This window comes from Paratractidigestivibacter faecalis (assembly GCF_003416765.1).
GTDB classification, from domain to species: domain Bacteria; phylum Actinomycetota; class Coriobacteriia; order Coriobacteriales; family Atopobiaceae; genus Paratractidigestivibacter; species Paratractidigestivibacter faecalis.
In genome coordinates this window covers 1-5,328 of sequence record NZ_QSNG01000006.1, presented here as the reverse complement: position 1 = coordinate 5,328, position 5,328 = coordinate 1, and the positions used below count along the sequence as shown (strand labels likewise).

The following is a 5,328-nucleotide window of genomic DNA, read 5'->3' as shown; positions in this document are numbered from 1 at the left end:
TCTCAGACTGAACGCGGATCAGGGCGGGAAGGAGCCACCCTTGAGTGAACGCAATGAAGAGGCGAGCACGAACATCGAGAGACCGATATTCAGCGGTGTCCAACCGTACCGGAACTCTGTGAGAGCGCCCAGGTGCAATGCATGCGTGACTGCGAGAGATAGATGAGACCGATGATCAGCACCATCGGAATGATGGGCTTTACCTCAGGAGCGCGATGATCCCGATGAAGGGATTAAAGCGGCGGAAAGTCCAGGGACGCATATCGGCGTCGTGAGACTTTCCGGCAGCACGAAGAAGAAACCGTAGATGAAGTTCAGGCAGCAGATGGCGCCCGCGAAGGCGAAAGGAATCCGCGGATCTATCTGCCCGAGAATGCCGACCGAGCGCCGGGCCGATCACGAAGGCGAGTCCGTAGACGCACCGATCTTCCCAAAAGCGGCGGAGCGCTGCTGTTTCGGCGTGATGTCCGCAATGTAGGCCTGGGCGACGACGAGGTTCGCGGACAGCATGCCGCCCGCGATGCGGGACGCGAGCACAAGCGGGAGCGACGACGTGAAGGCCGGCACAAACTGCATGATGGAGAGGCCGAAGATACCGGTGAGCAGTACGGGCTTCCGGCCGAAACGGTCTGAAAGCGCGCCGAGGATCGGCGAGGAGAGGAACTGCATGATGCCGTAGCTCACCATGATCGCGCCGTACAGTAGGTTGCAGATCGCGGGTGCCTGCCAGATCGCCGATCAGCCGGGGCAGTACAGGAATGATCAGCCCGAAGCCCAGGGCATCCATAAAGATGCAGGCAAGGACAAAGCGGGTGGCGGGTTTAAGACTGCTCATGCGGTGGTGCCGGAAACGGTAGGTACAGAAATTTGAACATTATCCCTCAGATAGGGGATCGGAGGATGACCACAAAATACAGAGTTAAATAAAACAGGTATGCTAATGAATACGCCCTGCAAAAAATTGTTGCAAAAAGGCGTATCCCCCCTGGTCCTAAGAAAAAAAGTCAATATGCGGAAATTCTCACGAATCTCGTGCCGTTCCTGGAGGGGTCTCTTGTCAAGGAGATCCTGTTCGCACTAGTGATCGGCATCATCGTTGCCCTGGTAGCGCCTGGCATCGCCGTGCCCTCGGATTCCTCGGCACGTTCTTCATCTCGGCCTGAAGGCCGTGGCCCCCGTGCTGGTCTTCTTCCTGGTTGCCGCGTCCATCGCGAACCAGAGCGTTGACACCCGGACGTCCATGAAGCGATCATCGTGCTGTATGCTATCGGCACGCTTGCGTCCTCATCGTTGCCGTTGTGGCCGTCTTTCTCTGGCCGACCACGATTCACCTCGTGGCTGCCGCTGAGGCGATGCCCCGGCCGGGTATTGCCGAAGTGCTGAAGAACCTCGTTCTCAACATCGTCGATAACCCCGTGAAGGCCCTCGCGAACGCGAACTACATCGGCATTCTCTCCTGGGCTATTGCTCTCGGCTTCATCCTCCGCAATGCGAACGACACGACCCGCGAAATCATTCAGGACTTCTCGGAAGCTGTGACCACGGTCGTCCGTATCGTGATCCGTATCGCTCCGTTCGGTATTTCGGTTGGTCGCGAACACGGTCGCTACGGTCGGTCTCGGCGCCTTCGTGGGTTACGGCCAAGCTGCTTCTCCTCCTCGTGGGCAGCATGTTCTCATCGCCCTCGTGGTCTTCCCGATCATGGTCTGGTTCTGCATCCGCAAGAATCCGTATCCGCTCGTGATCCAGTGCTGCGCGTGTCCGGTATCTGCGCTTTCTTCACCCGTTCGTCTGCCGCGAACATCCCGGTGAACCTCGACCTCTGCCGCAAGCTGAAGCTTGACGAAGGCACCTACTCGATTTCGATCCCGATCGGTGCCACGGTCAACATGGGCGGCGCTGCCATCACGATCACGATTCTGACGCTTGCTGCCGCGAATTCGCTGGGTGTTCAGGTTGACTTCTGGACTGCCATCTGCTCTGCTTCGTGTCTGCGATCTGCGCCGGCGGCGCCTCCGGTGTTCCGGGCGGCTCCCTGATGCTGATCCCGCTCGCCTGCGGTCTCTTCGGTATTGATAACTCGACCGCCATGCAGGTGGTGGCCGTGGGCTTCATCATCGGCGTGATCCAGGACTCCTGCGAAACGGCTCTGAACTCTTCGAGCGACGTGATGTTTACGGCGGCGGCCTGCCTCCGTCAGGAACGTCTCGATGCCGAAAAGGCCAAGTAAGCCTGAAAATCCGGCTGTTTAAGCAGTTCTGAAAACCCTTCCTCCTGATAGAAACGGGAGGAAGGGTTTATATTATCTGCCTGCTCCATCCTCACACTTTCCCCTCCCTCCAGGAATTCATGCGGCGTTTCCATTCAGCAAAAGAAGCACTGACCCAGGTATTCGGCTTTGCCGATTTCCGGCCGCATCAGGAGGAAATCATCGAAGCCGTGATCGAGGGGCGGGATGCGCTGGTGCTGATGCCGACAGGCGGCGGGAAGAGCCTCTGCTACCAGATCCCCGCACTCGTCCGCGAGGGAACCGCGGTGATCGTGTCGCCTCTTATCGCGCTCATGCAGGATCAGATCACCGCGATTCAGAACCGGGGGCTCGAGGCGGCCTGCCTCAGTTCCGCGAACTCTCTGGAAGAGAACCGGGAGATTGAGAGTCAGTTCCTCTCGGGGACACTCGACCTTTCTCACGTCACCCTGAGCGGCTTGTGAACGAGTGGACAATCTCGATGCTGCAGAGAGCGATAAGAGGCGACACGATCACCGCGGTTCCCTCGCGGACGAGTGCGGGGATCTGGTAGCAGAGGCTCTTCCCGCCGCCTGTCGGCATCAGCACCAGCGCATCCCGCCCCTCGATCACGGCTTCGATGATTTCCTCCTGATGCGGCCGGAAATCGGCAAAGCCGAATACCTGGGTCAGTGCTTCTTTGCTGAATGGAAACGCCGCATGAATTCCTGGAGGGAGGGGAAAGTGTTGAGGATGGAGCAGGCAGATAATATAAACCCTTCCTCCCGTTTCTATCAGGAGGAAGGGTTTTCAGAACTGCTTAAACAGCCGGATTTTCAGGCTTACTTGGCCTTTTCGGCATCGAGACGTTCCTGACGGAGGCAGGCCGCCGCCGTAAACATCACGTCGCTCGAAGAGTTCAGAGCCGTTTCGCAGGAGTCCTGGATCACGCCGATGATGAAGCCCACGGCCACCACTGCATGGCGGTCGAGTTATCAATACCGAAGAGACCGCAGGCGAGCGGGATCAGCATCAGGGAGCCGCCCGGAACACGGAGGCGCCGCCGGCGCAGATCGCAGACACGAAGCAGAGCGGATGGCAGTCCAGAAGTCAACCTGAACACCCAGCGAATTCGCGGCAGCAAGCGTCAGAATCGTGATCGTGATGGCAGCGCCGCCCATGTTGACCGTGGCACCGAGCGGGATCGAAATCGAGTAGGTGCCTTCGTCAAGCTTCAGCTTGCGGCAGAGGTCGAGGTTCACCGGGATGTTCGCGGCAGACGAACGGGTGAAGAAAGCGAAGCAGATACCGGACACGCGCAGGCACTGGATCACGAGCGGATACGGATTCTTGCGGATGCAGAACCAGACCATGATCGGGAAGACCACGAGGGCGATGAAGAACATGCTGCCCACGAGGAGGAGAAGCAGCTTGCCGTAACCACGAAGGCGCCGAGACCGACCGTAGCGACCGTGTTCGCGACCAGACCGAAAATACCGAACGGAGCGATACGGATCACGATACGGACGACCGTGGTCACAGCTTCCGAGAAGTCCTGAATGATTTTCGCGGGTCGTGTCGTTCGCATTGCGGAGGATGAAGCCGAGAGCAATAGCCCAGGAGAGAATGCCGATGTAGTTCGCGTTCGCGGAGGGCCTTCACGGGGTTATCGACGATGTTGAGAACGAGGTTCTTCAGCACTTCGGCAATACCGGCCGGGGCAGTCGCCAGCGGCAGCCACGAGGTGAATCGTGGTCGGCCAGAGGAAAGACGCCACAACGGCAACGATGGAGGACGCAAGCGTGCCGATAGCATACAGCACGATGATCGGCTTCATGGACGTCCGGGTGTCAACGCTATGGTTCGCGATGGACGCGGCAACCAGGAAGAAGACCAGCACGGGGGCCACGGCCTTCAAGGCCGAGATGAGAACGTGCCGAGGAATCGAGGGGCACGGCGATTGCCAGGCGCTACCAGGGCAACGATGATGCCGATCACTAGTGCGAACAGGATCTCCTTGACAAGAGACCCCTCCAGGAACGGCACGAGGATTCGTGAGAATTCCGCATATTGACTTTTTTTCTTAGGACCAGGGGGGATACGCCTTTTTGCAACAATTTTTTGCAGGGCGTATTCATTAGCATACCTGTTTTATTTAACTCTGTATTTTGTGGTCATCCTCCGATCCCCTATCTGAGGGATAATGTTCAAATTTCTGTACCTACCGTTTCCGGCACCACCGCATGAGCAGTCTTAAACCCGCCACCCGCTTTGTCCTTGCTGCATCTTTATGGATGCCCTGGGCTTCGGGCTGATCATTCCTGTACTGCCCCGGCTGATCGGCGATCTGGCAGGCACCCGCGATCTGCAGACCTACTGGTACGGCGCGATCATGGTGAGCTACGGCATCATGCAGTTCCTCTCCTCGCCGATCCTCGGCGCGCTTTCAGACCGTTTCGGCCGGAAGCCCGTACTGCTCACCGGTATCTTCGGCCTCTCCATCATGCAGTTTGTGCCGGCCTTCACGTCGTCGCTCCCGCTTGTGCTCGCGTCCCGCATCGCGGGCGGCATGCTGTCCGCGAACCTCGTCGTCGCCCAGGCCTACATTGCGGACATCACGCCGAAACAGCAGCGCTCCGCCGCTTTTGGGAAGATCGGTGCGGTCTACGGACTCGCCTTCGTGATCGGCCCGGCGCTCGGCGGCATTCTCGGGCAGATAGATCCGCGGATTCCTTTCGCCTTCGCGGGCGCCATCTGCTGCCTGAACTTCATCTACGGTTTCTTCGTGCTGCCGGAAAGTCTCACGACGCCGGATATGCGTCCCTGGACTTTCCGCCGCTTTAATCCTTCATCGGGATCATCGCGCTCCTGAAGGTAAAGCCCATCATTCCAGATGGTGCTGATCATCGGTCTCATCTATCTCTCGCAGTCACTCATGCAGTGCACCTGGGCGCTCTACACAGAGTTCCGGTACGGTTGGACACCGCTGAATATCGGTCTCTCGATGTTCGTGCTCGGCCTCTGCATTGCGTTCACTCAAGGGTGGCTCCTTCCCGCCCTGATCCGCGTTCAGTCTGAGAAACACCTCGTGATCGCCGCGC

Annotated in this window: 5 protein-coding genes and 3 pseudogenes; 4 read left to right on the top strand and 4 right to left on the bottom strand. The window is 58.5% G+C overall.

Going from position 1 to position 5,328, the window contains the following annotated elements; translation table 11 throughout:
* Window positions 1-396 precede the first annotated feature (396 nt).
* Window positions 397-702 carry an MFS transporter gene (locus DXV50_RS09810; protein ID WP_269801664.1) on the bottom strand — a complete coding sequence of 102 codons (306 nt, stop codon included), beginning with the start codon at window positions 700-702 and terminating at the stop codon, window positions 397-399.
* Between the two features lie 584 nt (window positions 703-1,286).
* Here DXV50_RS09810 and DXV50_RS09800 point away from each other — a divergent pair.
* Both DXV50_RS09800 and DXV50_RS09465 read left to right on the top strand, forming a co-directional pair.
* Window positions 1,287-2,230: pseudogene (locus DXV50_RS09800) on the top strand (cation:dicarboxylate symporter family transporter).
* A gap of 119 nt (window positions 2,231-2,349) precedes the next feature.
* Window positions 2,350-2,712: a DEAD/DEAH box helicase gene (locus DXV50_RS09465; RefSeq protein ID WP_117206067.1), complete on the top strand. Its 363-nt coding sequence runs from the start codon at window positions 2,350-2,352 to the stop codon at window positions 2,710-2,712.
* Here DXV50_RS09465 and DXV50_RS10135 read toward each other — a convergent pair.
* The 3 genes and pseudogenes from DXV50_RS10135 to DXV50_RS09790 all read right to left on the bottom strand — a co-directional run bounded on the left by DXV50_RS10135 (window position 2,693) and on the right by DXV50_RS09790 (window position 3,815).
* Window positions 2,693-2,920 carry a DEAD/DEAH box helicase gene (locus tag DXV50_RS10135; RefSeq protein WP_269801663.1) on the bottom strand — a complete coding sequence of 76 codons (228 nt, stop codon included), beginning with the start codon at window positions 2,918-2,920 and terminating at the stop codon, window positions 2,693-2,695. The genes DXV50_RS09465 and DXV50_RS10135 overlap by 20 nt on opposite strands.
* Before the next feature lie 149 nt (window positions 2,921-3,069).
* Window positions 3,070-3,195, bottom strand: a complete 126-nt coding sequence (locus DXV50_RS10005) for a hypothetical protein (protein WP_269801662.1) — start codon at window positions 3,193-3,195, stop codon at window positions 3,070-3,072.
* A gap of 27 nt (window positions 3,196-3,222) precedes the next feature.
* Window positions 3,223-3,815: pseudogene (locus tag DXV50_RS09790) on the bottom strand (cation:dicarboxylate symporter family transporter).
* Between the two features lie 702 nt (window positions 3,816-4,517).
* Between DXV50_RS09790 and DXV50_RS09450 the strand changes: the two are divergent.
* Window positions 4,518-5,099, top strand: a complete 582-nt coding sequence (locus tag DXV50_RS09450; RefSeq protein ID WP_198666488.1) for an MFS transporter — start codon at window positions 4,518-4,520, stop codon at window positions 5,097-5,099.
* Between the two features lie 21 nt (window positions 5,100-5,120).
* Window positions 5,121-5,328: pseudogene (locus DXV50_RS09920) on the top strand (hypothetical protein); the annotation flags it as partial.